The 25,373-nt window shown below is 74.1% G+C and carries 29 protein-coding genes; 23 read left to right on the forward strand and 6 right to left on the reverse strand.

All coding sequences use genetic code 11. The features are described 5' to 3' along the window. The first annotated feature begins 79 nt into the window (after window positions 1-79). From ACFYWL_RS26720 to ACFYWL_RS26735, 4 genes are all read left to right on the forward strand, one after another. Window positions 80-1,063 (forward strand): AAA family ATPase, encoded by a 984-nt coding sequence (locus ACFYWL_RS26720; protein ID WP_386977975.1) that lies wholly within the window; start codon window positions 80-82, stop codon window positions 1,061-1,063. 86 nt (window positions 1,064-1,149) lie between these two features. Further along, window positions 1,150-1,707: a peptide deformylase gene (gene def, locus ACFYWL_RS26725; RefSeq protein WP_386977978.1), complete on the forward strand. Its 558-nt coding sequence runs from the start codon at window positions 1,150-1,152 to the stop codon at window positions 1,705-1,707. 4 nt (window positions 1,708-1,711) lie between these two features. Then, a complete protein-coding gene (gene fmt, locus ACFYWL_RS26730) occupies window positions 1,712-2,638 on the forward strand; it encodes a methionyl-tRNA formyltransferase (RefSeq protein WP_386977981.1) in 927 nt (308 codons plus the stop codon). An 8-nt stretch (window positions 2,639-2,646) separates the two neighbouring features. Further along, on the forward strand, window positions 2,647-4,158 hold the full coding sequence (locus ACFYWL_RS26735) for an RsmB/NOP family class I SAM-dependent RNA methyltransferase (RefSeq protein ID WP_386978127.1): 1,512 nt from the start codon (window positions 2,647-2,649) through the stop codon (window positions 4,156-4,158). A gap of 64 nt (window positions 4,159-4,222) precedes the next feature. Here the strand turns inward: ACFYWL_RS26735 and ACFYWL_RS26740 are convergent, their stop codons facing one another. Both ACFYWL_RS26740 and ACFYWL_RS26745 read right to left on the reverse strand, forming a co-directional pair. Next, on the reverse strand, window positions 4,223-5,110 hold the full coding sequence (locus ACFYWL_RS26740; protein ID WP_386977984.1) for a septum formation family protein: 888 nt from the start codon (window positions 5,108-5,110) through the stop codon (window positions 4,223-4,225). An 86-nt stretch (window positions 5,111-5,196) separates the two neighbouring features. Further along, window positions 5,197-6,087, reverse strand: a complete 891-nt coding sequence (locus ACFYWL_RS26745; RefSeq protein ID WP_386977987.1) for a septum formation family protein — start codon at window positions 6,085-6,087, stop codon at window positions 5,197-5,199. 258 nt (window positions 6,088-6,345) lie between these two features. On the opposite strand from ACFYWL_RS26745, the gene rpe reads away from it, so the two are divergent. The 9 genes from rpe to ACFYWL_RS26790 all read left to right on the forward strand — a co-directional run bounded on the left by rpe (window position 6,346) and on the right by ACFYWL_RS26790 (window position 14,419). Further along, window positions 6,346-7,026 carry a ribulose-phosphate 3-epimerase gene (gene rpe, locus ACFYWL_RS26750; protein WP_386977990.1) on the forward strand — a complete coding sequence of 227 codons (681 nt, stop codon included), beginning with the start codon at window positions 6,346-6,348 and terminating at the stop codon, window positions 7,024-7,026. Window position 7,027: 1 nt separating this feature from the next. Beyond that, a complete protein-coding gene (locus ACFYWL_RS26755) occupies window positions 7,028-7,984 on the forward strand; it encodes a response regulator (RefSeq protein WP_386977993.1) in 957 nt (318 codons plus the stop codon). 403 nt (window positions 7,985-8,387) lie between these two features. Continuing rightward, on the forward strand, window positions 8,388-9,449 hold the full coding sequence (gene ribD / locus ACFYWL_RS26760) for a bifunctional diaminohydroxyphosphoribosylaminopyrimidine deaminase/5-amino-6-(5-phosphoribosylamino)uracil reductase RibD (RefSeq protein WP_386977996.1): 1,062 nt from the start codon (window positions 8,388-8,390) through the stop codon (window positions 9,447-9,449). A 1-nt stretch (window position 9,450) separates the two neighbouring features. Continuing rightward, window positions 9,451-10,065, forward strand: coding sequence for a riboflavin synthase (locus ACFYWL_RS26765; protein WP_386977999.1), 615 nt, complete (start codon window positions 9,451-9,453; stop codon window positions 10,063-10,065). After that, window positions 10,062-10,763, forward strand: a complete 702-nt coding sequence (gene pnuC, locus ACFYWL_RS26770) for a nicotinamide riboside transporter PnuC (protein WP_386978002.1) — start codon at window positions 10,062-10,064, stop codon at window positions 10,761-10,763. Before ACFYWL_RS26765 ends, pnuC begins: the two co-directional genes overlap by 4 nt. Further along, window positions 10,760-12,025 carry a bifunctional 3,4-dihydroxy-2-butanone-4-phosphate synthase/GTP cyclohydrolase II gene (locus ACFYWL_RS26775; RefSeq protein WP_386978005.1) on the forward strand — a complete coding sequence of 422 codons (1,266 nt, stop codon included), beginning with the start codon at window positions 10,760-10,762 and terminating at the stop codon, window positions 12,023-12,025. Before pnuC ends, ACFYWL_RS26775 begins: the two co-directional genes overlap by 4 nt. 4 nt (window positions 12,026-12,029) lie before the next feature. Next, window positions 12,030-12,530, forward strand: coding sequence for a 6,7-dimethyl-8-ribityllumazine synthase (gene ribH, locus ACFYWL_RS26780; RefSeq protein ID WP_386978008.1), 501 nt, complete (start codon window positions 12,030-12,032; stop codon window positions 12,528-12,530). 408 nt (window positions 12,531-12,938) lie between these two features. Further along, on the forward strand, window positions 12,939-13,646 hold the full coding sequence (locus tag ACFYWL_RS26785) for an XRE family transcriptional regulator (RefSeq protein WP_386978130.1): 708 nt from the start codon (window positions 12,939-12,941) through the stop codon (window positions 13,644-13,646). A gap of 194 nt (window positions 13,647-13,840) precedes the next feature. Continuing rightward, on the forward strand, window positions 13,841-14,419 hold the full coding sequence (locus ACFYWL_RS26790) for an HD family hydrolase (RefSeq protein ID WP_386978011.1): 579 nt from the start codon (window positions 13,841-13,843) through the stop codon (window positions 14,417-14,419). Window positions 14,420-14,511: 92 nt separating this feature from the next. Here ACFYWL_RS26790 and ACFYWL_RS26795 read toward each other — a convergent pair whose 3' ends face one another. Beyond that, window positions 14,512-15,195 carry an alpha/beta fold hydrolase gene (locus tag ACFYWL_RS26795; RefSeq protein WP_386978014.1) on the reverse strand — a complete coding sequence of 228 codons (684 nt, stop codon included), beginning with the start codon at window positions 15,193-15,195 and terminating at the stop codon, window positions 14,512-14,514. 53 nt (window positions 15,196-15,248) lie between these two features. Between ACFYWL_RS26795 and ACFYWL_RS26800 the strand changes: the two genes are divergently transcribed. Continuing rightward, complete coding sequence (locus ACFYWL_RS26800; RefSeq protein ID WP_386978016.1) at window positions 15,249-16,232, forward strand: helix-turn-helix transcriptional regulator; 984 nt, start codon at window positions 15,249-15,251, stop codon at window positions 16,230-16,232. A 95-nt stretch (window positions 16,233-16,327) separates the two neighbouring features. On the opposite strand, the gene ACFYWL_RS26805 is transcribed toward ACFYWL_RS26800, so the two are convergent. From ACFYWL_RS26805 to ACFYWL_RS26815, 3 genes are read right to left on the reverse strand one after another with little or no spacing between them, the layout of a single operon-like run. Further along, window positions 16,328-17,071 (reverse strand): amino acid ABC transporter ATP-binding protein, encoded by a 744-nt coding sequence (locus ACFYWL_RS26805; RefSeq protein ID WP_386978020.1) that lies wholly within the window; start codon window positions 17,069-17,071, stop codon window positions 16,328-16,330. Window positions 17,072-17,075: 4 nt separating this feature from the next. Continuing rightward, on the reverse strand, window positions 17,076-17,921 hold the full coding sequence (locus ACFYWL_RS26810; protein ID WP_386978023.1) for an amino acid ABC transporter permease: 846 nt from the start codon (window positions 17,919-17,921) through the stop codon (window positions 17,076-17,078). Then, window positions 17,918-18,793, reverse strand: a complete 876-nt coding sequence (locus tag ACFYWL_RS26815; protein WP_386978026.1) for an ABC transporter substrate-binding protein — start codon at window positions 18,791-18,793, stop codon at window positions 17,918-17,920. The genes ACFYWL_RS26810 and ACFYWL_RS26815 overlap by 4 nt, the downstream gene beginning before the upstream one ends. Window positions 18,794-18,924: 131 nt before the next feature. Here ACFYWL_RS26815 and ACFYWL_RS26820 point away from each other — a divergent pair, with 131 nt between their 5' ends. From ACFYWL_RS26820 to pheS, 9 genes are all read left to right on the forward strand, one after another. After that, window positions 18,925-19,188 carry a phosphoribosyl-ATP diphosphatase gene (locus ACFYWL_RS26820; protein WP_386978029.1) on the forward strand — a complete coding sequence of 88 codons (264 nt, stop codon included), beginning with the start codon at window positions 18,925-18,927 and terminating at the stop codon, window positions 19,186-19,188. Window positions 19,189-19,235: 47 nt separating this feature from the next. Beyond that, on the forward strand, window positions 19,236-20,081 hold the full coding sequence (hisG, locus tag ACFYWL_RS26825; protein WP_386978032.1) for an ATP phosphoribosyltransferase: 846 nt from the start codon (window positions 19,236-19,238) through the stop codon (window positions 20,079-20,081). Beyond that, complete coding sequence (locus ACFYWL_RS26830; protein WP_386978035.1) at window positions 20,078-21,055, forward strand: DMT family transporter; 978 nt, start codon at window positions 20,078-20,080, stop codon at window positions 21,053-21,055. Before hisG ends, ACFYWL_RS26830 begins: the two co-directional genes overlap by 4 nt. After that, window positions 21,052-21,525 carry a PH domain-containing protein gene (locus tag ACFYWL_RS26835; protein ID WP_386978038.1) on the forward strand — a complete coding sequence of 158 codons (474 nt, stop codon included), beginning with the start codon at window positions 21,052-21,054 and terminating at the stop codon, window positions 21,523-21,525. The genes ACFYWL_RS26830 and ACFYWL_RS26835 overlap by 4 nt, the downstream gene beginning before the upstream one ends. A gap of 343 nt (window positions 21,526-21,868) precedes the next feature. Next, the gene (gene infC, locus ACFYWL_RS26840) at window positions 21,869-22,519 is read left to right on the forward strand and encodes a translation initiation factor IF-3 (protein WP_386978041.1); all 651 of its coding nucleotides are present in this window, start codon (window positions 21,869-21,871) and stop codon (window positions 22,517-22,519) included. A 19-nt stretch (window positions 22,520-22,538) separates the two neighbouring features. After that, window positions 22,539-22,733 (forward strand): 50S ribosomal protein L35, encoded by a 195-nt coding sequence (gene rpmI / locus ACFYWL_RS26845; RefSeq protein WP_386978044.1) that lies wholly within the window; start codon window positions 22,539-22,541, stop codon window positions 22,731-22,733. A gap of 32 nt (window positions 22,734-22,765) precedes the next feature. Continuing rightward, a complete protein-coding gene (gene rplT / locus ACFYWL_RS26850; protein ID WP_007075852.1) occupies window positions 22,766-23,158 on the forward strand; it encodes a 50S ribosomal protein L20 in 393 nt (130 codons plus the stop codon). Between the two features lie 83 nt (window positions 23,159-23,241). After that, window positions 23,242-24,048, forward strand: coding sequence for a TrmH family RNA methyltransferase (locus ACFYWL_RS26855; protein ID WP_386978048.1), 807 nt, complete (start codon window positions 23,242-23,244; stop codon window positions 24,046-24,048). Between the two features lie 213 nt (window positions 24,049-24,261). Next, window positions 24,262-25,341: a phenylalanine--tRNA ligase subunit alpha gene (pheS, locus tag ACFYWL_RS26860; protein ID WP_386978051.1), complete on the forward strand. Its 1,080-nt coding sequence runs from the start codon at window positions 24,262-24,264 to the stop codon at window positions 25,339-25,341. The last annotated feature ends 32 nt before the right edge of the window (window positions 25,342-25,373 follow it).

Here is a 25,373-nt window from a genome sequence, read left to right on the forward strand (position 1 = left end):
TGCCCGGGCGCACGACGGCGCGTCGGTACGACGCCACGTCGATGACGTCAGTCAGCCGGTGATCAGGGGTGGACCAGTCGTGACCGTTCGTCAATCGATCGTCTTCAACGGTGACCTCGGCAGCGGCAAGAGCACCGTGTCCGTCGAGATCGCCAAGCGGCTGGGGCTGCGCCGGGTCAGCGTCGGCGACCTCTACCGCCAGATGGCGCAGGAGCGGCAGATGACCGCGCTCCAGCTCAACCTGCACGCCGAGCTGGACCAGGCCGTCGACGGCTACGTCGACCAGCTCCAGCAGGACATCGCGGCCTCCGGCGAGAGCCTCGTCATGGACTCCCGGCTCGCCTGGCACTTCTTCACCGACGCGCTCAAGGTGCACATGATCACCGAGCCGACCGAGGCGGCCCGCCGGGTGCTGGCCCGCCCCTCCGGCCCGGCCGAGAGCTACACCTCGCTGGAGGAGGCCCGGGCCAAGCTGCGCGAGCGCAGCGAGAGCGAGCGGGGCCGGTTCATCGTCCGCTACGGCGTCGACAAGGCCCGGCTGCGCAACTACGACCTGATCTGCGACTCCACCCGGGCCAACCCGGAGCAGGTGATCGGCCACATCATCGACGTGTACGAGGGGCGGCTCGGCGCGGACGTGCTGCGCGACGCCCCGCCGCTGCTGCTGCTCGACCCGACCCGGGTCTACCCGACCGAGGACGTCGGCGCCCTGCGCGGGCTGTGGGACTCGGGCTTCGTCGACGAGGTCGCCGCCGCCGGCGACGAGGCGCTGGAGCCCCTGACCATCGGCTTCACCGGGGAATACTTCTTCGTCGTCGACGGCCACCGCCGGCTCAGCGCGGCCATCCGCAGCGGCTTCCCGCTGGTCCCCGCCCGGCTGGTCGCCGAGGTCGACGAGCCGGTGGTGGGCGGGACGAGCGCGGCGGACTACTTCACCGCCCAGGTCCGCCCCGGCACCGTGTACGACTGGGAGGCCGCCCACGGCATCACCCTGCCGCTGCCGGCGCACTGCCTGCTGGCCGGCGACGCCGTGCTCGCCGGCGATCCGGCCCCCGGCGCCTGACCCGTCCCGGTCGCGGGCGGGGGAGGCCCCGGGCAGTCCGTAGACTGGTACGGCCCTGACCCGCCCGACCGAAGGAGTCGTCCCGCGTGACCGTCCAGCCCATCCGTCTGTTCGGGGATCCGGTGTTGCGCACGCCGGCCGATCCGGTGGTCGACTTCGACGCCGAGCTGCGCAGGCTCGTCGCCGACCTCACCGACACGATGCGCGAGCAGAACGGCGCGGGTCTCGCCGCGCCCCAGCTCGGAGTGGGCCTGCGGGTGTTCACCTTCGACGTCGACGACGTGCTCGGCCACCTGGTCAACCCGGTGCTGGAGTTCCCCGACGCCGAGGAGCAGGACGGCCCCGAGGGCTGCCTGTCCATCCCCGGGCTCTACTTCGACACCAAGCGCCGGCAGAACGTCGTCGCCAAGGGCTACAACAGCTACGGCGACCCCGTCCAGATCGTCGGCACGGGCCTGATGGCCCGCTGCGTGCAGCACGAGACCGACCACCTCGACGGCGTGCTCTTCGTCGACCGGCTGGACCCGGCCGGCCGCAAGGAGGCGATGAAGGCGATCCGCCAGGCCGAGTGGTACGACGCGGCGGCCCCGCCGACGGTGAAGCTCGACCCGCACGCCGGCAGCCCCTTCGGCCTGGGGCGGTGACCCGGTGCGCCTGATCTTCGCCGGCACGCCGGCCGTCGCCCTGCCCGCCCTGGACGCCATCGCGGCCTCCGGCCACGACCTCGTCGCCGTCGTCACCCGCCCCGACGCCCCCGCCGGCCGGGGCCGGGGCCTGGTCCGCTCGCCCGTCGGGGCCTGGGCCGACGAGCGCGGCGTCGAGGTGCTCACCCCGGCCCGCCCGCGCGAGCCGGAGTTCCTCGACCGGCTGCGCGAGCTGGCCCCCGACTGCGTCCCGGTGGTCGCCTACGGCGCGCTGGTGCCCCCGGTCGCCCTGGAGATCCCCCGGCACGGCTGGATCAACCTGCACTTCTCGCTGCTGCCCGCCTGGCGGGGCGCGGCCCCCGTCCAGCAGGCCGTCCTGCACGGCGACGAGCTGACCGGGGCGAGCGTCTTCGCGCTGGAGGAGGGGCTGGACACCGGCCCGGTCTACGGCACCGTCACCGACGAGATCCGCCCCACCGACACCTCCGGCGACCTGCTGGAGCGGCTCGCCCACTCGGGGGCCGGGCTGCTGGTGGCCGTCCTCGACGCGATCGAGGCGGGCACCGCCCGCGCCGAGCCGCAGCCGGCCGACGGGGTGTCGCTCGCGCCCAAGCTGACCGTCGACGACGCCCGGGTGCGCTGGGGCGACCCCGCCTTCGCGGTGGACCGGCGCATCCGCGCGTGCACCCCCGCGCCCGGCCCGTGGACCACGTTCCGGGGCGAGCGGGTCAAGCTTGGCCCGGTCGTCCCGGTGCCCGACGGCCCCGAGCTGAAGCCCGGCGAGCTGCTGGCGGAGAAGTCCCGCGTGCTGGCCGGGACGGCCACCGTCCCGGTGGCCCTCGGCGAGGTGCGGGCCGCGGGCAAGAAGGCCATGCCGGCGAGCGACTGGGCGCGCGGCGCCCGGGTCACCGCGGGGGAGGAGCTCGCGTGACGGGGCCCGTGGAGCGGCCCCAACGACGGTACGACGAGCAGCGCGCCCCCCGCCCCGACCGGTCGCCCGGCGGCCCCCGGGGCGACCGCCCGGCGTACGGCGACCGCCCGGCCCGCCCCGGTCGGGGCGACGACCGCCGGGACGCGCGGCGGCCGGCGCGGCCCGCCGTCGACCTGCCCCGGCACGTCGCCTACCAGGCGGTCGCGGCGGTGCACCGCGACGACGCGTACGCCAACCTGGTGCTGCCGGCGTTGCTGCGGCAGGAGCGGCTGACCGGCCGGGACGCCGCCTTCGCCACCGAGCTGACCTACGGCACGCTGCGGCACATCGGCACCCTCGACGCGATCCTCACCGACGCCGCCGGCCGCGACGTGGCCCGGATCGATCCGCCGGTGCGCGACGCGCTGCGGCTGGGCGCCTACCAGCTTCTGCACACGCGGGTGCCGGCGCACGCAGCGGTCTCCTCGACCGTCGACCTGGTGCGCGCGGTCGGCACCGGGGCGACCGGCTTCGCCAACGCCGTGCTGCGCGAGGTCGCCGGCCGCGACGCCGACGCCTGGGTGGCGAAGCTCGCCCCGGCTTTCGAGACCGACCCGATCGGGCACCTGGCCCTGGCGTACAGCCATCCGCAGTGGATCGTGCGGTCCTTCGCCGAGGCGCTCGGCGGCGACCTGGGCGAGACCACCCGGCTGCTGATCGAGGACAACGAGCGCCCGCCGGTGCACCTGTGCGCCCGGCCGGGCCTGGCCGACCCGGCCGCCCTGGCCGACGAGGTCGGCGGCGCGCCGGGGGCGTTCTCGCCGTATGCGGTCTATCTTTCCGGCGGCGCGCCGGGCGACCTGCCGGCGCTGGCCGAGGGGCGGGCGCACGTGCAGGACGAGGGCTCCCAACTGGTGGCCAACGCCCTTGCGGTCGCCCCCCTCGACGGGTCGGACGCCCACTGGCTGGACCTGTGCGCCGGGCCGGGCGGCAAGTCTGGCCTGCTCGGGGCGCTCGCCGCCCAGCGCGGGGCCCGGCTGACCGCGGTCGAGGTCTCCGAGCACCGGGCCCGGCTGGTCGGCCAGGCCACGCGGGGGCTGCCGGTGACCGTGCTGCACACCGACGGGCGCACCGTCGGCGTCGATCCGGAGCTGCCGGAGGGGCACTTCGACCGGGTCCTGGTCGACGCCCCGTGCACCGGCCTGGGCGCGCTGCGCCGCCGCCCGGAGGCCCGCTGGCGCAAGCAGCCGTCGGACCTGCCGCCGCTGACCCGTCTGCAACGGGAGCTGCTGTCGGCGGCGCTGCGGGCCGCCCGGCCGGGCGGCCTGGTGGCGTACGTGACGTGCTCCCCGCACACGGTGGAGACGCACGTGACGGTGACCGAGGCGGCGCGGCGCGCCGGGGTGCCGGCGGACTTCGTCGACGCCCGGCCGCTGCTGCCGGCCGGCATGCCGGGGCTGGGCGACGGGCCGTCGGTGCAGTTGTGGCCGCACCGGCACGGCACCGACGCCATGTTCCTGGCGGTCCTGCGCCGGGGCTGAGCCGAAACCGCGGCGGGCCGGCCCTCCCGGGCCGCCCCGCCGCGTCAGCCGCCCGCCGGGCGGGTCACTGCACCGGCAGGCCCTTGGTGCCGATGCCCTTCACCGAGCGGGTGAGGTCGCGGTCGACCCAGAGGAAGCACTGCACGCCCCGGTTGCCGTCCTTCCACTCCTCCTCGAAGGGGTGGTAGAAGATGGTGCCCGCGCGGTACTCCAGGTCGCCGTTGTTCGGCACCTTCGCGTACGAGGCGATGAGCGTGCGGCAGCCCTTGTGGATGCGCATCCGGTTCTTGTCGACCTGGGCGAAGGAGATGTCGGGGGCCTGGTAGACGCCGACGAACTCGACGCGGTGCTTCCTGGTGCAGGCGACGGGCGTCATCTCCTGCACGTCGTCCTTCTTGATCTTGGGGTTGAAGCAGCGGTGGGCCAGCGCCGAGGAACCCTTCAACGCGCCGACGAGGCTGCCGGTGCGGGGCACGGCGCTGGGGTCGTCGACGCTGGCCACCTCGCTCACGTCGCAGCGGAACCAGCGGGCCCCGCCGGACCAGGCCGCCCGGGACGGGAAGACCGGGGACAGGAACAGCCGGCCCGCGCGCCAGTCGGCCCCGAGGGCCTTGTTGACCTCCCGGTCGCACTCGGCGCGGACGGCCCGCATCCCGGCCGAGCCGGCGGCGGGTGGCGCGCTCAGCTCGGCGGCGGGCCCGGTCAGCGTGCCGACGTGCAGGGTCTCCACCCGGTGCGACGTCGCGCAGTCCACCGGGTTGTAGCCGCTGAGGTAGCCGACGTCGGCGAAGACGGTGTGGCAGGCCCCGGCGGTGGGCACGAACTGCGTCGGCGCGGCCATCGCCCGCCAGTCGTCGGCGAGGTCGCCGTCCAGCCCGGCGGGTGTGCCGCAGCCGGCCAGCGCCAGCGCCGCCACCGCCGACACGGCGAGAGCCGTCCACCTTCGCCGCATCAGCCGACCTCCCCGTCGCCGGTGGTCGCGGAGACCGGCCTCCGTCGCCGGGCGCGCCACGGAGCGGCACTTTACGGCACCGGCGCTCAGCTCGCGGGTAGTCCCTTCGGCCCAGCGCCGCGCATCGACCGGGTGAGCTTGCGGTCGTCGCTCCACAGGAAACACCGCACCCCGCGGTCGCCCTCGTCCCACTCCCGCTGCGAGGGGGGATAGAAGATCGAACCCGCCCGGTACGGCAGCTCGCTGTTGTTGGGCACCTTGGCGAACTCGGCGATCAACGCCATGCAGCGGCGGTGCACCTGCTGGTTGGACCGGATGAACTCGGCCCAGGTCATGTCGCGTTCGGTGTAGACCCCGACGAACTCGGCGCGGTGCGGCTCGGTGCACAACACGGGCGCCATGTAGTTCAGGTTCGCGCCGATCAGCTTCGGGTCGAAGCAGCGGTGGGTCAGCGGCGAGTCGCCGACCATCGCGCCGCGCAGGCTGCCGACGCGGTTGACCGGCCGGGTGTTGTCGATGCTGTCGGTCTCGCTGAGGTCGCAGCGGTACCAGCGAGCGCCGCTCGCCCAGGCGGAGGTCGACGGCAGGGCGATGGTGAGGCTCAGCCGGGCCGAGTGCCAGTCGCCGCCGAGCACCTCGCGGGCCCGCTGGTCGCACTCGGCGCGGGCGACGCGCAGGACGGCGGTGCCCGCCTCGGGGCGGGGGCCGGCGTCGATGCGGGGGTCGGTGAAGATGCCGACGTGGATCGTCTCGGCCAGGTGGCTGCGGGCGCAGTCCACCGTCTCGTACGTGCCGGCCTGCACGACCGCCGTGATCCGGGGCAGGCAGGCGTCGGTGGCCGGGATGAACATCTGCGGTTCCCGCAGCGTCGGCCAGTCGTCGGTGAGATCGCCGTCCGCCCCGTGCGGGCGGGCGCAGCCGCCCAGCAGCATCGTCACCGTGCCGGCCAGCGCCAGCGCCACAAGCCACCGTCGCATCGTCCGCCCTTTCCGGGAGCTGACGGTCGGGCGCCACGGCCCGTGGGGGCGTTTCCGCCACCGGGCGTGCAGCTTACGTGACCGTCCTGCATGGAGTCTTGCCGCGTTTGCCTCGATCGGCCAGTCGCTGCTGACTTTTCGTCCGGGATGCCCGTCCGGACCGGCTCATCTTGCACCATCGGTCACGGCTGGGTCACAGCGCGTCCGAGAAGGTGCCGCGATGCGGGCGGCTGATGGCCGCGTTCGTACACTGACCTCGTGACCGTACCGCCGCCGATCATCGCGCCCAGCATCCTCGCCGCCGATTTCGCCCGCCTCGCCGAAGAGGTCCGCGCCGTCGAGGGCGCCGCCGACTGGTTGCACGTGGACGTCATGGACAACCACTTCGTGCCCAACCTGACCATCGGGCTGCCCGTCGTGCAGAGCCTGCGCGCCGCGACCGAGCTGCCGTTCGACGTGCACCTGATGATCACCGACCCGCGCCGGTGGGCCCCGGGGTACGCCGACGCCGGGGCGCACAACGTCACCTTCCACGCCGAGGCGTGCGACGACCCGGTGTCGCTGGCCAAGGACCTGCGGGCGGCCGGTGCGAAGGCCGGGCTGGCGATCGACCGGGACACCCCGATCGAGCCCTACCTGGAGCTGCTGCCCAGCTTCGACACGCTGCTGATCATGACGATCAAGGCCGGCTTCGGCGGGCAGCGGTTCATCCCCGAGCTGCTGGACAAGGTGCGCGCCGCCCGCCGGCACGTCGACGCCGGCCACCTGGAGCTGCGCATCGAGGTCGACGGCGGCATCGCCGCCGACACCATCGAGCAGGCCGCCGGCGCGGGCGCGGACGCGTTCGTCGCCGGCACCGCCGTCTACGGCGCCGAGGATCCCGCCGAGGCGGTGCGCCGCCTGCGGGGCCTGGCGGAGCGCGCGACCGCCGGGGCCTGAGGTGGACCCGGCCGACGAGCGACCCGACCTCATCCTCGTCGTCGACGACGACGCCGACATCGCCCGGTTCGTCGAGTTCAACCTGCGGCTGCACGGCTTCGAGGTGATCCACGCCGGCGACGGCCAGGAGGCCCTGGAGGTGATCGAGCGGCAGCGGCCAGACCTGGCGGTCGTCGACCTGATGATGCCGCGCGTCGACGGGCTGGAGCTGACCCGGCGGCTGCGCGCCAACCCGATGACCTCCGCCCTGCCGGTGATCATGCTGACCGCCAAGGGCATGACCGTGGACAAGGTCCACGGGCTCAGCGCCGGCGCGGACGACTACCTGGTCAAGCCCTTCGACACCGCCGAGCTGGTCGCCCGCGTCAGCTCCACGCTGCGCCGCAACAAGGAGTTCCGGGAGGTCTCCCCGCTGACCGGCCTGCCCGGCAACTCCCGGATCCGGCGGGAGATCAGCGACCGCGTCCGCAGCGGCGTCGACTACGCCGTCGGCTACGTCGACATCGACCGGTTCAAGAGCGTCAACGACCGGTACGGCTTCGTCCGGGGCGACGAGTTCATCTCCGCCCTGGCCCGCAGCCTGCACCGGGCGGTCGTGGCGATCGGGCTGCCGCCGGCCTTCCTCGGCCACGTCGGCGGTGACGACTTCGTCATCGTCTGCGCCCCCGACCAGGTGCGCCCGCTGACCTCCCGGGCCGTGGTCGACTTCGAGACCGCTGCCGACAAGCTCTACGACCCGTCCGACGCCGCGCGCGGCTACGTCGAGCTGAAGGACCGGCGGGGCAACATCCGGCGGGCCGCCCTGGTCACCCTGTCGATCGGGGTGTCCGTCTCCGACGCCGGCAAGCGCCTGACCAACCCGCTGGACGCGATCGCGGTTGCCTCCGAGATGAAATCCGTGGCCAAGAGCCAACCCGGCTCGTACGTGGCGGTCGACCGGCGGCGCAGCCTTTCTTGAATCTTGCCCACCTGTGTGAGGTAGCTCCCCGAGGGAAGACGCGCGGCGGGTGGCGTGCCACACTTCTCACAGTACCCACCACGCGCTGGCGGGACTCGGTGTAATTCCGAACCGGCGGTGATCCACGGCTGCGGCCGTGGCAAGCCCGCGACCCGGACGGCCCTGCCGCCCGGTGGACCTGGTGAGACTCCGGGGCCGACGGTTGGGGGCGGGCCAACCCACCCCCAGACAGTCCGGATGGGAGACAGCGCGCGGGACGGGGCGGGCCCTGTGCCGACGGCTGTCCTCGGCCGCCGCGTGGGCTCCCCGGGGTCGGCTCTGCCGTCCCCGGCCGCCGCCGCCTGCCCGCGGCCTCCCGTGTCCTGCCCGCGCGGACCGGCGAGTGAGAGGGCAGGACAGGGCGATGGCCAGCGTCTCCGTGGACGACGCGATGCGTCGGGCGATCGCGCTCGCGGCCCGTGGCCTCGGCACCACCAGCCCCAACCCCGTGGTCGGCTGCGTGCTGCTCGACCCCGACGGCGAGGTCGTCGGGGAGGGATTCCACGCGTACGCGGGCGGACCGCACGCCGAGATCGTCGCGCTCGCCCAGGCCGGCCGGCGGGCCCGGGGCGGCACCGCCGTCGTCACCCTGGAGCCCTGCGACCACACCGGCCGCACCGGCCCGTGCAGCCACGCGCTCATCGCCGCCGGCGTCGCCCGGGTGGTGATCGCCGTGCCCGACCCGAACCCGGTCGCCTCCGGCGGCGCCGCGACCCTGCGCGCCGGCGGCGTCGACGTCGAGATGGGGGTGCGCGCCGCCGAGGCCGAGGCCGGCAACGTCGCCTGGCTGACCTCGATGCGCCGGGGCTGGCCGTACGTCGTCTGGAAGTATGCCGCCACCCTCGACGGGCGTTCCGCCGCCGCCGACGGCACCAGCATGTGGATCACCTCCGAGGCCGCCCGGATCGACGTGCACGCCCTGCGCGGCACGGTCGACGCGGTCATCGCCGGGGTGGGCACCGTGCTCGCCGACGACCCCCGGCTCACCGCCCGCAACCTGCGCGACGGCACCCTGGCCATCCGGCAGCCGCTGCGGGTGGTCGTGGACACCTCCGGGCGTACCCCCGCCGACGCCCGGGTCCGCGACGGCGCCGCCCGCACGTGGGTCGCCACCGCCGCCGAGGTCGGCGCCGGCCCGGACGGCCGGGTCGACCTGCCGGCGCTGCTCGCGGAGCTGCACCACCGGGGGGTCCGGGCCGCGCTGCTGGAGGGCGGCCCGAAGCTGGCCGGCGCGTTCCTCGCCGCCGGCCTGGTCGACCGGGTCGTCGCCTACGTCGCGCCGAAGCTGCTCGGCGCCGGGCCGACCGCGCTGGCCGACGCCGGCGTGACCACCATCGCCGACGCCATCGACCTGGAGATCACCGACGTTACGCAGGTCGGTCCGGACCTGCGCATCACCGCGCTGCCCCGGAAGAGGGAGGGCTGACATGTTCACCGGCATCGTCGAGGAGCTGGGCGAGGTCGTCCGGACGGCCGAGACCGGCGCGGACTCCGCGCTGGTCGCCATCCGGGGACCGCTGGTCACCAGCGACGCCCGGCACGGCGACTCCATCGCCGTCAACGGGGTCTGCCTGACCGTGGTCGACGTCGACGGCGACGTCTTCACCGCCGACGTGATGGGCGAGACGCTGCGCCGCTCCGCCCTCGGCGGGCTGCGCCCCGGCGTCGGCGTCAACCTGGAGCGCGCCGCCGCGCTGAACAGCCGCCTCGGCGGGCACCTCGTGCAGGGCCACGTCGACGGCGTCGGCGAGGTGCTGTCCCGCCAGCCGGCGCAGCAGTGGGAGACGGTCCGCTTCCGGCTCCCCGCCGCCCTGTCCCGCTACGTGGTGGAGAAGGGCTCGATCACCGTCGACGGGGTGTCGCTGACCGTGGCCGACGTCGGGCCCGACTGGTTCACCGTCGGGTTGATCCCCACCACCCTCAAGCTGACCACCCTCGGCGAGCGCGCCGTCGGCGACCCGGTCAACCTGGAGGTCGACGTGCTCGCCAAGTACGTCGAGCGGCTCCTCGGCGACCGCGCGGCCGGCGGGGGCACCCAATGACCGGGCCGCTCGGCTGGCTGCTCGACGCCCAGGTGCACGTCGCCGGCTCGCCCGTGCTGGTCCGCGAGATCGTCGGCAACGCCTTCGGCCTCGCCTCCGCCCTGCTCGGGCTGCGCCGGCTGGTCTGGGCCTGGCCCGTCGGCATGGTCGGCAACGCGCTGCTGCTCACCGTCTTCCTCGGCGGGGCGTTCGCCACCCCGCAGGCCCACGACCTCTACGGCCAGGCCGGCCGGCAGGTGTTCTTTTTCGCCGTCAGCGGCTACGGCTGGTGGCGCTGGACGCGCAACCGCCGCTCGGGCTCCGGCGGCGACGCCGGGGCGGTCGCCCCGCGCTGGGCCACCCGGCGGGAGCGCCTCGGCCTGCTGCTGGCCGCCGCGGCCGGCACCGCCGCCGCGTACCCCGTGCTGGCCGCGCTCGGCTCGTGGGGGCCGCTGCCCGACGCGTGGATCCTCACCGGCAGCCTGCTCGCCACCTACGGCATGGCCCGCGGGTGGGTCGAGTTCTGGCTGGTCTGGATCGCCGTGGACGCCGTCGGCGTGCCGCTGCTGCTGCGCGGCGGGTTCTACCCGTCGGCGGCCATGTATCTCGTCTACGGGGCGCTCTGCGTGTGGGGCTTCGTCTCCTGGTGGCGCACCTCGCGCGCCGCCCGCCCGGCCCCCGCCACCCTGTCACCCACCTACTCGGAGGTCGTGGCATGACCACCTTCGCCAGCATCGAGCAGGCCGTGGCGGACATCGCCGCCGGCCGGCCCGTCGTCGTGGTCGACGACGCCGACCGGGAGAACGAGGGGGACCTGATCTTCGCGGCCGAGCTGGCCACCCCGGAGCTGGTCGCGTTCATGGTCCGCTACACCTCCGGCTACGTCTGCGTGCCGCTGACCGAGGACGAGTGCGACCGGCTGGACCTGCCGCCCATGCACCACACCAACCAGGACCGCCGGGGCACCGCGTACACGGTGACGGTGGACGCCCGGGAGGGCGTCGACACCGGCATCTCGGCGGCCGACCGGGCGCACACCATCCGGCTGCTCGCCGCCGCGTCCACCGACCCGACCGACCTGGCCCGGCCCGGGCACGTGGTGCCGCTGCGCGCCCGCACCGGCGGGGTGCTGCGCCGCCCCGGGCACACCGAGGCGGCCGTCGACCTGACCCGGCTGGCCGGCCTGCGCCCGGCCGGCGTGCTCTGCGAGCTGGTCAACGACGACGGCACCATGATGCGCCTGCCGGACCTGGAGAAGTTCTGCGCCGAGCACGGCCTGACCCTGGTCACCATCGCCGACCTGATCACCTACCGGCGGCGCACCGAGAAGCAGGTCGAGCAGGTCGCGGCGGCCCGGATGCCCACCCCGCACGGGGTGTTCACGGCCTTCGGCTACCGCGCCGAGCACGACCCGGCCGAGCACGTCGCCCTGGTCATGGGCGACCTCGGCGACGGGCAGGACGTGCTGGTGCGGGTGCACTCCGAGTGCCTCACCGGCGACACGTTCGGCTCGCTGCGCTGCGACTGCGGCCCGCAGTTGCAGGCCGCGCTGGCCCGCGTCGCCGCGGAGGGGCGCGGGGTGGTGCTCTACGTGCGCGGGCACGAGGGGCGGGGGATCGGCCTGCTGCACAAGCTGCGGGCGTACCAGTTGCAGGACCTGGGCCGCGACACCGTGGACGCGAACCTCGACCTGGGCCTGCCGGCCGACGCCCGCGACTACGGCACCGGCGCGCAGATCCTGCACGACCTGGGCGTGCGGTCGATGCGGCTGCTAACGAACAACCCGGCCAAGCGGGCCGGGCTGGAGGGGTACGGCCTGACCGTCACCGGCCGCGAGTCGCTGCCGATCCGGCCGCACCCGGAGAACGTGCGCTACCTGCGTACCAAGCGGGACCGCATGGGCCACCTGCTGGGCGAGTTGGACGAGACGACCGAGGGGCCGCTGGGCCGCCCGGTGGCGAGCGACGAGATCGGAGCGTAGGGCGATGGCGGGTTTCGGTGAGCCGGGGGTGGCGGCGGTCGACGCCGCCGGGATGACTGTCGGCGTGGTCGCCGCCCGCTGGCACGGTGAGCTGACCGACCACATGCTCGACCGGGCGGTGGCCGCCGCGCAGGCGTGCGGGGCGCGGGCCGTGGTGGCTCGGGTCGCCGGCTCGGTGGAGCTGCCGGTGGTGGCGCAGGCGATGGCCCGCCGCTTCGACGTGGTGGTCGCCCTCGGCGTGGTGGTGCGCGGGGCCACCGCCCACTTCGACTACGTGTGCAAGTCGGTCACCGAGGGGCTGACCCGGGTCGCCCTCGACGAGGGCAAGCCGGTGGCGCACGGCGTGCTCACGGTGGACACGATCGAGCAGGCCCGGGACCGGGCCGGCCTGCCGGGCTCCGCCGAGGACAAGGGCTGGTCGGCGACGGTGGCGGCGCTGGACGCGGCGCTGGCGGTCCGCGGCCTGGACGCGGCGGCGGGCCACCGGGTCGGCTTCGGCCACTGACCCGCCCTGGCCCGGCTGGGCTGGGCGTGGGGTGTCGGCGTGCGTGGGGCGCTTGGGCGTCGGGCGGGGCGGTGTTTGGGCGTCGCCATGTCGGCGACATTGCGGTATTCCGGGCCGGTTGATACCGCCATGTCGCCGACATGACGCGGGCGTCGGGCGGCGCGCAGGACGTCGCGGGTGGCGGTGGCCGCCGGGCGGCTCCTCGCCGTGACTGCGCATCGCCCCAACCTCCGTCGGCGCGGCGGCAGCATGCCGACGCGCCATCAACGATGACGCCGTAACGTCGCTGGACGCGACGGCACACGAAGCGACAATCCAGACACTTAGGAGGCGACGTTTCGGCGACATGCCGGTATCGTGGCGGGCGTGACCACCCCGAACACCGCGCTCCGCGCCGTCCGCACCGGGATGCGCATGAGCCAGGACGACTTCGCCCGCGCGCTCCAGGCCGCCGGTCACCGCGTCGGCGAGCCCAACGACGCCAACAAGCGACTCGTCCAACGCTGGGAATCCGGCGCTATTGCCGCACCACGACCCGTCTACGCCCGCGCGCTGGAGGTCGTCACCGGCCTACCCATCTCGCTGCTCGGCTTCGCCGCGGTGCCCGGCGAACACGTCACCCAGGACCAGCACGGCGGCCACGACCTGACCTCCCCCATGTCCAGCCTGGCCACGCCGACACCGAAGCCCAGCCCGCCCCCAGCCCACAGGTCGTACGAGGGCGTGTGGCTCAGCCGCTACCAGTACCACTCCAGTGGTCGCGGCGACTCCTTCGCCGGGCAGCACTTCGTGGTGCTGCTTCAACACGGCGACCGGTTGACCGCGCGCAGCCTGCCCGGCTCGGCGGCATCGTCGCTCTCCCTGGACCTCACCGTGGATGGCGCCGTCGTCACCGGCACGTGGGTGGAGCAGACCGACCCGACGGGCTACTACCGGGGTGCCCGATACCACGGCGCGATCCAACTGCTGGCCGAGCCCACCGGCCGACGGATGGCCGGAAAGTGGGTCGGGTTCGGCAAGGACATGGACATCAACACCGGCCCGTGGGAACTCGTCTTCCGCGACGCCTCGACATCCAAGACGACCCTCGATCGCTACAACACGACGGCGACATAGCCCACTGCCACCCCCACGAGCGGTCCGACCTCTTCGGTCGACGCTCGACACCGCCGCTGTCGATGGCTTACCCCGTAAGGACCCGCTGCGGCCTCCTGACTCGGGGAAGTCGCTGCGGAGACGTTGAGGCGAAACCAGGCCGCTATCGTCTACAGCCTGCGGACAGAGGGCATCACCGGCACGGGGACGGGGAGATGAGCGAGGACCAGCACGCCGCCGCGATGAGGTTCATCTTCGAGGCCGGCGTGCTCAAACGCGCCGCCCGCACCGGCTGGTGGTTCGCCGGCGTCAAGCACCCCGAAACCATCGCCGAACACTCCCACCGCACCGCCCTGGTCGGCATGATCCTCGCCGCCATGGAAGGAGCCGACCCCGCCCGGGTCACGATGCTCTGCGTCCTGCACGACACCCAGGAGACCCGCACCACCGACCTGCCCCACATCGCCAAGCGCTACCTGTCTGCCACCTCCAACGCCGCCATCACCGCAGACCAGGTCGCCGGCTGCCCACCCGCCGTCATCGACACCATCACCGCCGCCGTCACCGAGTACGAAGCCGGCGAAACCCTCGACGCCATCGTCGCCCGCGACGCCGACAAACTCGAATGCCTCGTCCAAGCCGTCGAGTATCGCCACCAGGGCATCGACAACGTCCAACGCTGGATCGACAGCAGCCGCGCCGCGCTCAGGACCGACTCCGCGCACCGCCTCGCGGACGCCGCGCTCGCCGGTCAACCCCTGGCCTGGCTCACACCGCCCCCGAAGCCGGCATAGCTGACCCTCTCCGCGCCGAGTCAGCCAGCGCAGAGTCACGCTGTGGAGCCGGCAGCAGACCACGACGCCGCACGTGCGCTCTCCGTGCCCTGTCAGACCGCGGCGAGGATCTGCGCCAGTTCTGTGGGCCGCGTCATCATCGGCCAATGTGCGGAGTCGATGTCGGCCAGCTCGACGTGCTTGGCCCGGGCCAGCTCCGGTACGTCTCCCGCGGCGATCCACTCCTGCGCCTCGGCAGGCGTGAACTCCGGGCACACCACCACGACCGGGACGTCGAATCGCCGCTCGTCTGTCAGCCGTACGATGCCCCTGGCCACGCCCTCGGGAACCGGGATCGCCGCCGCCGCGAAGGCATGCCGGGCCTGCTCGTCCAGGTCGGCTGCGTCCGCCCCGTCGAACGGTTTCCAGCCGGGGAACGGCATGACACCGTCGCTGATCTCGAAGAAGTCGGCGTACGGCCGCCCGTCGCCTGCGGGGAATCCGCCGATCAGCACGACCTTGGCTACGCGCCTGGGCCGCGCGTCGGCCGCCATCCAGGCCAGGGTGCAGGCTGCGGAGTGCCCCACCACCACCGACCTGCCGGGACCCGCGTCCACGGCGGCAAGCACCGCGGTCAGCTGGTCGGCCAGCGTCGCCGCCATGTTTCCGTCGCCCTGCCCCGGCAGGGTCACCGGCACCGCACGGCGGCCCCTCTCTTCCAGCTCGCCCGCGACGCTGGTCCACGCCGACCCGTCGAGCCACAGGCCACCCAGGAGCACGATCTGTTCCGCAGTCATGGAATCACCCTAGAGGCGATTCCGGACGTTCTACTTCCGGTACTCTTTCCGCTGTGCGAAGCGGTCCGAGCCCTACCGCCCGGGCTCTGCGCGCGCTCGAGATCCTGCAGGCACGTCCCGGCGTGACTGCCGACCAGCTCGCCTCTCTCCTGGGCGTGACGGAGCGGGCCGCGCGACGCTACGTCGGCATCCTTCGCGAGGCCGGCATCCCGGTCGAGTCGGCCCGCGGGCCGCACGGGGGCTACCGGCTGGGCCGCGGCACCCGGCTGCCGCCGGTCGTCTTCACCCAGGAGCAAGCGCTCGGCCTGGTCATGGCCGTGCTCGACGGGCAGCCGGCCGCCATCGACGCCGACGACCTGGTCGGCTCGGCGCTCAGCAAGGTCATCCGGGCTCTCCCCGACAGCGTCGGACGGCAGGCGGCGGCGCTGCGGGCGTACGCCTCGGCCGCCCCTGACCGACGTTCGGCCCGCCCTGACCCCGCCATCACAAGCGCCCTGGTCGCCGCCGTCGCCGACCGGCGCCGCGTCCTGGTCACCTATCGAGGCGAGAGCGGCGAGGAGTGGGACGCCGAGGTCGACCCGTGGGCAGTCGTGGTGCGGTATGGACGCTGGTACCTGCTGTGCCACTCGCACCGCGCGGACGCGATCCGCACGTACCGTATCGACCGGGTTCGGGCCGTGCGGCAGATGCCGCACGGCTTCACGCCGCCTGACGACCTGGATCCTGTTGCCGCACTCGAGGAGAATCTCGGCGCGGGCTGGAAGTATCCCACCCGCGTGGTGTTCCACGCGCCGCGGGAGAAGGTGGCACCGTGGATCCGGCCGCCGATGGGCCGCCTCGCGCCGGACGGCGACCGGTGCGTACTGGTCGGCAGCACCCGAAACCCCGCGATGTACGCCCAGGAGTGGCTCGCCGTTGTCCCCTTCGACTTTTCGGTGGAAGAAGGCCCCGAACTCCATGCCGCCGTGGCCACGGTCGCGGCCCGCTTCAGCGCGGCGCTCTCGCCTTCGCCGCCCGAGACCCGGCCCGGCGACTAGCGCCGACGACATCCGACGGCTGCCGGCACGCCGCCGGCCGGACCTGTGCACCGTCATCGGCAGATCCGCACGTCGAGGACCAGATGGTCGGCCCGTCAGAGGCGTCCCGCCTCGATGATGCGGCGCAGGAACTGGCGGGTGCGGGGCTCGGTCGGGTCGCCGAGCACCCGTTCCGGCGGCCCCGACTCGACGACCCGCCCGCCGTCGAGGAAGCACACCTGATCGGCGACCTCCCGGGCGAAGCCCATCTCGTGGGTGGCCAGCACCATCGTCATCCCGTCGGCCTTCAGCTCGCGCACCAGGGCCAGCACCTCGCCGACCAGCTCCGGGTCCAGCGCCGAGGTGACCTCGTCGAGCAGCATCAGCCGGGGCGAGTTGGCCAGCGCCCGTACGATCGCCACCCGCTGCTGCTGCCCGCCGGAGAGCCGGTCGGGGTAGGCGTTCGCCTTGGCCCCCAGCCCGACCCGGTCGAGCAGCTCCCGGGCCTGCGCCTCCGCCTCGGCGCGGGGCCGCCGGTGCACCCGCACCGGGGCGAGGGTGACGTTGTCCAGCACGCTCAGGTGCGGGAACAGGTTGTACGCCTGGAACACCATCCCGATGCGCCGGCGCACCCGGTCGGGGTCGACCCGGGGGTCGGAGATGTCCTGGCCGTCCAGCTCGATGGTGCCGTCGTCCAACTCCTCCAGGAGGTTGACGCAGCGCAGCAGCGTCGACTTGCCCGACCCGGACGCGCCGATCAGCGCCACCACCCGGTGCTCGTCGACGGCGAGGTCAAGCCCGTCGAGCACCACGTGGCCGCCGAAGGTCTTGCGCAGCCCCCGGCACCGCAGCAGCGTCATCTGGTCAGCCCCTTCCCTGCCGGCGGGCCGCCCGCAGCGTCACCCAGTCGGTGACGGCGATCAGCGGGATCGCGAGCAGCACGAACAGCGCCCCGGCCACGATGTACGGCGTGTAGTTGAACGTCTCGGCGGTGGCGATCTGCGCGGCGCGTACCGCGTCGATCGGCCCGGCGAGGGAGACCAGCCCGACGTCCTTCTGCAGCGCGACCACGTCGTTGAGCAGGGGCGGGGCCACCCGGCGGACGGCCTGCGGCAGCACCACGTGCCGCATCGTCTGCCGGTAGGTCAGCCCGAGCGACCGGGCCGCCGCGAGCTGGCTGGGGTGCACGGACTCGATGCCGGCCCGGAACACCTCGGCCAGGTAGCCGCCGTAGGTGAGCACCAGCGCCAGCCCGCCGAGCACCAGCACCGGCGGCATGCCCTGCAACCGCAGGCCGGGCACGCCGAGGGTGAGCACGTACAGCACGATGATCAGGGGCAGGCCCCGGAACGTGTACGTGTAGCCGGCCGCGAGGGCCCGGACCGGGAAGAAGACCGGGCCCCGCAGCGTGCGCAGGATCGCCACGAGCAGGCCGAGCAGCAACGCGCCGGCCGCGCAGCAGACCAGCAGCCGCACGTTGAGCCAGAGCCCGGCGAGCACCTCGGGCAGCGCGTTCCAGGCGATCGCCGGGTCGGCGAAGGACGCGCGGACCCGGTCCCACCCGGGCGCGCCGGTGACCGCGACGACGAGCAGCGTGCCGAGCGCCGCCGTGGAGGCGGCGGCGACCAGCACGCTGGTGACGGTCTGGCGGCGGCGGTGCGCCTGCCGCCGCCGCTGCGCCGCGGAGGGTTCGTGCGGTGCGAGGATCACGTCAGCTCGTACGCCCCCGCGACCTGGGTCAGCCACTTCTGCTCCAGCTTCTTGAGCGTGCCGTCGGCGGTGAGCTGGCCGACCGCGCCGCTGAGGCAGGGGGTGAGCGGGGAGTTGTGGTCCAGCAGCAGCCCGAACACCTCGGGCGTGCCGACCTGCGGAAGCTGCCCGACGACCGTCGCGTCGGTGATCTCCGCGCCGGTGATGTAGAACGCGGTCGGCAGGTCCACCACGAGGCCGTCGATCTGCCCGTTCTGGAGGGCCTTCTTGGCGTCGTCGTTGCTGTTGTAGACCTGCGGCTTGGCCTTCGGCTTGATGATGTCGGTGATCGCCTGGTAGCTGGTGGTGCCGACCTGCGCGCCGAGCTTGGCGTCCCGCAGGTCGGCCAGCGACGTCTTCCCGGCGATCTTCGCCGACTTCCGCGCGATCACGGCCTGCCGGACCAGGTAGTACGGCCCGGTGAAGTCGACCGCCTTCTTGCGCTCCTCGGTGATGGAGAACTGGTTGATGTCGAAGTCGAACTCCTTGGGGCCGGGGGCGACCGCGACGTCGAACTTCACCCGGGTCCAGGTGACGTCGGCGCGGTCGTACCCGAGCTTCTCGGCCACCGCGTAGGCCACGGCGGCCTCGAAGCCCTCGCCGGTCTCCGGCTTGTTGCCGACGAACCACGGCTCGTACGCCGGCTCGTCGGTGGCGATGGTGAGCTTGCCCGGGGTCCGGGTGGGCAGCTTGTCCTTCTGGCAGTCCGGGCCCGCGGTGGCGGCGGGGGTGGGTGCGGTGACGGGGGCGTCGTCGTCCTGGGGCGCGCAGGCGGCTACCGCGACGAGGACGGTGCCGGCGGCGGCGAGCGCGACGGTACGGGAGCTGAGCATGGCGGACAGCGTAGAGCCATCGACGGCCGTCGCGCAGGTGTGTCCCGCCGCCGTGGCGGGGAGCCCGGGCCGGTGGGACCGGCGGACCCGCCGCGCGCCGGGGCGGGCGGGTGCTGGAAGAATCGCACCCCGTGAAGACGTTCGAGGAGTTGTTCGCCGAGCTGCAGGCCAAGGCCGCTGCCGGCACCCCCGGCTCGGGCACGGTGGCCGCGCTGGAGAAGGGGGTGCACTTCATCGGCAAGAAGGTCGTCGAGGAGGCGGCCGAGTCGTGGATGGCGGCCGAGCACGAGGGCCCGGAGCGGACGGCCGAGGAGATCTCCCAGCTGCTCTACCAGGCGCAGGTGCTGATGCTCGCCACCGGGCTGGAGCTGAAGGACGTCTACCGACATCTGTGAGTGCGCCGTCCGCTGATCATCTCCACCGATCGAGGGAGCACTCCGTCATGCTGCGTGTCGCCGTACCCAACAAGGGCGCCCTGGCCGAGAAGGCCGCCCAGATGCTGCGCGAGGCGGGCTACCGCCAGCGCGCCGACCCCAAGGACCTGGTCTGCCCGGACGAGGCCAACGACATCGAGTTCTTCTACCTGCGGCCGAAGGACATCGCCACCTACGTCGGCTCGGGTGACCTCGACGTCGGCATCACCGGCCGGGACCTGCTGATCGACTCGGGCGCGCCCGCCGAGGAGGTGGTCGACCTGGCGTTCGGCCGGGCCACCTTCCGGTTCGCCGCCCGCCCGCAGGACGTCACGGGCGTCCAGGAGCTGGGCGGGCACCGCATCGCCACCGCGTATCCGGGGCTGGTCGAGCGGTACCTCGCCGACCTCGGCGTCAAGGCCGACGTGATCCGGCTCGACGGCGCGGTCGAGAACGCCATCCGGCTCGGCGTCGCCGACGTCGTCGCCGACGTGGTGGAGACCGGCGCCACGCTGCGCCAGGCCGGGCTGGTCGTCTTCGGCGACCCGCTGCTGCGCTCCTCGGCGGTGCTGGTGCGCCGGGTCGACGCCCCCGAGCACCCGCAGGCCGCGCAGCTGCTGCGCCGGCTGCACGGGGTGCTGGTCGCCCGCCGCTACGTGATGCTCGCCTACGACGTGCCGGCCGGGCTGCTGGACCGGGCCAGCTCGCTGACCCCCGGCATCGAGTCGCCGACCGTCTCGCCCCTGCACCGCGAGGGCTGGGTGGCGGTGCAGGCGATGGTGCAGCGCGACGACGTGCACCGGATCATGGACGAGCTGTACGAGCTGGGCGCCCGCGCCATCCTGGTCACCAACATCCACGCCTGTCGGCTGTGAGGCCGCTGCCGCCGGCCGCCGCCCTCGCCACCGTGGTGCTCGGTGGGGCGGCGTCGGCGGCCCAGGCGGCGGGCAACGCGGTGCTGGGGGAGCGGCTCGGCGAACCGGTCCTCGGCGCGCTGGTGAACAACCTCGGCGGCTGCCTGGTGATCCTCGTCGGCCTGCTGGGCCTGCCGTCGACCCGGGCCGGGCTCGACGCGCTGCGCCGGGCCCGGCTGCCGTGGTGGTCGTACCTGGGCGGGCTCGGCGGGGCGGCGGTCGTGACCGTCGCCACGTACGTCGTCCCGGTGCTCGGGATCGCGGTCTTCACCATCGCCCAGGTGGCCGGGGGCAGCCTCGGCGGGCTCGCGGCGGACCGGGCGGGCCTGGCCCCGCTCGGCCGGCTGCGGCTGACCGGGCCCCGGGTGGCCGGCGCGCTGCTCGGCGTCCTCGCCGTGGCCCTGGCCCAGCTCGGCCGTCCGGTGGGCGGGGTCGCGGTCGGCGGGGTCCTGATCGCCGTCGTAGGCGGGGCGGCGGTGGCGGTGCAGTCGGCCCTCAACGGGCGGGTGTCGGCGGCGGGCACCACCACCGCCGCGATCGCGGTCAACTTCGCCGTCGGCACCCCCGTCGTCGTGCTGGTGGCCGCGTTCGTCGGCGCCTTCTCCGGCCCGCCGCCGACCTGGCCGCACGACTGGTTCCTCTACGTCGGCGGCCTGTACGGCGTCGGCATCGTCCTCGCCCTGATGCTCGGCGTGCGCGCCGTGGGGGTGCTGCGCACCGGGCTGGCCCTGGTCGCCGGGCAGCTCGGCGGCGCGCTGCTGCTGGACGTCGTGCTGCCCGGCGGGGCCGGGCTGCGCTGGCCGGTGCTGGCCGGCGCGCTGCTGACCCTGCTGGCGGTGGTGGTCGCCGGCCGCAGCCCCGCACCCCGTCGGGCCGGCGACACGGCGGGACCGCGCACCGGCCCCGCGCCGGTGGGTGGCAGACTGGGCGGGTGAGCGAAACCGCACCGCTGACCCTGCGTCCCCGCCGGATCCGACTGGTCTGCTGGGTGTCGGCCGCCGCGCTGCTGGTCGTGTTCAGCCTGGTGGCCACGTCCCTGACCGGCCCCACCGGCGAGGGCTACGGCACCTTCCAGCGCGGCGACCAGCTCGCCATGATCGGCCTGGGCGTCCTCGGCGCGCTCGGCGTGCTGCTGTTCACCCGGCCCCGCGTCGAGGCCGACGCGCTGGGCGTGCGCGTGCGCAACGTGCTCGGCTCGTACGAGCTGCCCTGGGAGGTCGTGCGGGGGGTGCGCTTCGACCGGGGCGCGCCGTGGGCGAGCCTGGAGCTGCACGACGACGACCTGGTGCCGATGATGGCCCTCCAGGCGGCCGACAAGGAGCTGGCGGTCGAGGGCGTGCGCGCCCTGCGCCGGCTGCACCGGGCCCACCTCGAGGCGCTGGCCGAGGGCGCGGCCGGCCGCTGACCCGCCGCGCCGGGCCCGGGTGCCCGGTTTGGGCGTCGGGCCGGCGGGGGTGTAGTGTTGCTGAGTCGACCAGACTGCCCCCGTGTTGCACGTGTGGGCAGTCCTGAAGCGGAGCGCCTGCTCCCACCCGAGTCGCCCCAGTCGGTGGCCGGGTCCCGGTCACCGGTTTCGGGCACGTCCCGGGCCCGGATGCGCGATCCTGTGATCGTGCCGACCGGTCGAGCGGGCCCTGGCATGCGCCGGGGCCTTCTGCTTTCCGGGTCGGCCCCCACCACGGGGGCCGCGGGAGTCGGCCACCGCAGAGCACTCGACTCGAGGAGGCCCCATCAGCGTCGAACCACGCGTGAACGAGCAGATCCGGGCACGTGAGGTCCGACTGGTCGGTCCCGAGGGTGAGCAGGTGGGCATCGTCCCGCTGGAGCGCGCCCTTCAGCTGGCCGCGGACGTCGACCTGGACCTGGTCGAGGTTGCGCCGATGGCGCGCCCGCCGGTGTGCAAGCTCATGGACTTCGGCAAGTTCAAGTACGAGAGCGCACTCAAGGCGCGCGAAGCGCGGCGTAACCAGCAGCAGACCGTCATCAAGGAGATGAAGCTCCGGCCGAAGATCGACCCGCACGACTACGAGACCAAGAAGGGTCACGTGGTGCGGTTCCTCAAGGCCGGCGACAAGGTCAAGGTGACGATCATGTTCCGCGGTCGGGAGCAGAGCCGCCCGGAGCTGGGTTACCGGCTCCTGCGTCGCCTCGAATCCGAGATCACGGAGCTGGGCTACGTGGAGGCCGCCCCGAAGCAGGACGGCCGAAACATGATCATGGTTCTCGCTCCGCACCGGGCCGTCAAGGCATCCGCGGTCGCCGCCACGGCGTCCCGCGGCGCCGGCCGGGAGCGGGCCGCGGAGGAGTCCGCGGCTCCGGCGGCCAGCGGGACCCCGGCGGCCGGCGAGACCGCAGCAGCCGGCGAGACCGGCACGACCGCCGACACCAGCGGTCAGTAACAGGGGAGAGACGTTCCACATGCCGAAGATGAAGAGCCACACGGGTATGGGCAAGCGGGTCAAGGTGACCGGCAAGGGCAAGGTCGTCGCCGAGCAGGCCGGCAAGCGCCACCTGCTGGAGAAGAAGTCCTCCACCCGGACCCGTCGGCTGACCGGCACGGTCGAGCTGGCCAAGGCCGACACCAAGCGCATCAAGAAGCTGCTCGGCCGCTGACGCGCGCCACCTGAACCGAAGAAGGAGTTGAGATGGCACGCGTCAAGCGGGCTGTGAACGCCCAGAAGAAGCGTCGTACCCTGCTGGAGACCGCGAGCGGCTACCGCGGTCAGCGCTCCCGGCTCTACCGCAAGGCCAAGGAGCAGGTGCTGCACTCGATGCAGTACGCCTACCGGGACCGTCGCGACCGCAAGGGCGACTTCCGGCAGCTGTGGATCACCCGGATCAACGCGGGCGCCCGCGCCAACGGGATGACCTACAACCGGCTGATCCAGGGCCTGCGCCTGGCCGGCGTCGAGGTCGACCGCAAGATCCTCGCCGACCTGGCCGTCAACGACGCGGCGGCCTTCGCCGCGATCGTCGAGGTCGCCCGCGCCGCCGTGGCGGCCGAGGGCACCGGTGGCGCGGCGGCCCAGGCCGCCTGATCCGCCAGCACCCGACCGAGGCGCCCCCCGTGTCGTCCACGACGCGCGGCGGGCGCCTCGGTCGCGCTGTGGAGCCGCACACCATGCCCTTCACCCCGCGTACGCCCAGGGTCGTCGCCGCCCGCCGGCTGCACCGCCGCCGCGACCGCGACGCCACCGGCCGGTTCCTCGCCGAGGGCCCGCAGGCCGTCCGGGAGGCCCTGGCCCGCCCCGGCACGGTCGCCGAGCTGTTCGGCACCCCCGCAGCCCTCGACCGGCACGCCGACCTGGCCGCCCGCGCCGTCGCCGCCGACGTGCCGGTGTCCGACGTCACCGACGACGCCCTCGCCGCGCTCGCCGAGACCGTCGCCCCGCAGGGCCTCGTCGCCGTCTGCCGGCACCTCGACGTGCCGCTGACCGAAGCCCTCGCCGCCGGCCCGCGCCTCGTGGCGGTGCTCGCCGAGATCCGCGACCCGGGCAACGCCGGCACGGTGCTGCGCACCGCCGACGCCGCCGGGGCCGGCGCGGTGGTCTTCGCCGGCGACGCCGTCGACCCGTACAACGGCAAGTGCGTGCGGGCCTCCGCCGGCAGCCTCTTCCACGTCGACGTGGTCCGGGCCGGCGACCCCCTCGCGGTCGTCGCCGCGTTGCGCGCCGCGGGCCTGGCGGTCCTCGCCACCACCGGATACGGCGACCGCGACCTCGACGACCTCGCCGACGCCGGCGCCCTCGCGACGCCGACCGCCTGGCTGTTCGGCTCCGAGGCGCACGGGCTGCCCGAGGGGCTGACCGCCGCCGCCGACGCCCGGGTCCGGGTGCCCCTGCACGGGCGCGCCGAGAGCCTCAACCTGGCTGCGGCCGCCGCCGTCTGCCTGTACGCTTCAGCCAGAGCACTGCGCCGCCGCCCCTGACGGGTGCGGTGCGGCCATCCAGCAGGGAGTCGCCCGAGATGATGAACGCGCCACGGCGTTCGTTTAGCCAGCCCGCCGGTGTCGGCGGGCGGCGGGCCTGACCCTTCCCCTGCGCGAACTCCCCACCGGCGGGCTGCGGCGAAGCCGCGCGTCCGTAGACTCGCCTCGCCGCCCGCGCAGGGCCGGCGCCGCCGTGAGGAGTGCCCGTACGCCATGACCTACCGCAACGATCCGTACGACCCGAAGCAGGTCGCCCTGCTCGACCCGGACGCCCTGGCCGGCGCCGTGGCCGACGCCGAGCAGGCGTTCGCCGCCGCCGCCGACCCGGACGCGCTGACCGCGCTGCGCCCCGCGCACCTCGGCGACCGGTCCCCGGTCGCCCTGGCCCGCCGCGAGATCGGCGCGCTGCCGCCGGCCGCGAAGGCCGACGCCGGCAAGCGGGTCAACGAGTCCCGCCGGGCGATCGAGGCCGCCTACGCCGCCCGCGCCGAGGTCCTCGACCGCGAGCAGGCGCAGCGGGTGCTGGCCACCGAGCGGGTCGACGTCACCCTGCCCTACGACCGCCGGCCGCGCGGGGCCCGGCACCCGCTGAGCACCCTGATGGAGCAGATCAGCGACCTGTTCGTCGGGATGGGCTACGAGGTGGCCGAGGGGCCCGAGGTCGAGCTGGAGTGGACCAACTTCGACGCCCTCAACATCCCCGCCGACCACCCGGCGCGGGGCCTGATGGACACCTTCCACATCGCCCCGCCCGCCGGCGCGCAGAGTTCCGGGCTGGTGCTGCGCACCCACACGTCCCCGGTGCAGGCGCGCACCATGCTGGCCCGCAAGCCGCCGATCTACGTGGTCGTGCCCGGCCGGGTCTACCGCACCGACGAGCTCGACGCCACCCACGCGCCGGTCTTCCACCAGGTCGAGGGCCTCGTGGTCGACAAGGGCATCACCATGGCCCACCTGCGCGGCACCCTCGACCACTTCGCCCGCGCGATGTTCGGCGAGGGCGCGAAGACCCGCTGGCGGCCGCACTACTTCCCGTTCACCGAGCCGTCGGCCGAGTTCGACGTGTGGTTCCCCGAGCACCGCGACGGGCCGCGCTGGGTCGAGTGGGGCGGCTGCGGCATGGTCAACCCCCGGGTGCTGCGCGCCTGCGGGATCGACCCGGAGGTCTACTCCGGATTCGCGTTCGGCATGGGCATCGACCGCACCGTGATGTTCCGCCACGGGGTCAGCGACATGCGGGACATGGCCGAGGGCGACGTGCGGTTCACCCGCGCGTTCGGGGCCGGGGCGTAGACGGTGCGGGCACGAGACAACGAGACGGTGGT

The organism is Micromonospora sp. NPDC002575 (assembly GCF_042889525.1).
In the GTDB taxonomy this organism is placed as follows: Bacteria; Actinomycetota; Actinomycetes; order Mycobacteriales; family Micromonosporaceae; genus Micromonospora; species Micromonospora carbonacea.